The 514-nt window shown below is 38.5% G+C and carries 1 protein-coding gene; it reads right to left on the bottom strand.

Annotation, left to right across the window (positions count from 1 at the left end; translation table 11 throughout):
• Positions 1-514 (bottom strand): AAA family ATPase (locus RT405_RS06050; protein WP_313468421.1); only part of this gene is annotated, 514 nt, incomplete at both ends.

Here is a 514-nt window from a genome sequence, read left to right on the forward strand (position 1 = left end):
GATCATAGTCAATAATAGACAATCCATGACTTGGCGCCTCAGATAACCGAATATTGCGTGGAATAATCGATTTGTAGACTTTCTCACGGAAGTATTTTTTCACTTCGTCTACTACTTCATAACCCAAATTAGTTCTTGCATCCAACATCGTTAACAAGACTCCTTCAATTTTCAAATCCGGATTAAAATGTTTTTGTACCAAACGGACTGTATTCAACAATTGGCTTAGTCCTTCAAGTGCATAGTACTCACATTGGACAGGTATTAGAATCGTATTGCTGGCGGTAAAGGCATTGATTGTTAAGTGGCCGAGAGAAGGCGGACAATCGATCAAGATATAATCATAGTCATCCGAAACTTTTTCTAAAGCTTGTTTCAACCTTATTTCACGAGCCATTTGGTTAGTCAATTCAATTTCTGCACCTGCTAATTGAATCGTAGCAGGAACGACCCAAAGGTTTTCTCTTGAAGAGGGCAAGACCACTTCTTCAATCGGTGTATCATTGACTAAAAT

Origin of the sequence: Carnobacterium sp. (assembly GCF_032094055.1) — a bacterium.
GTDB lineage: Bacteria > Bacillota > Bacilli > Lactobacillales > Carnobacteriaceae > Carnobacterium_A.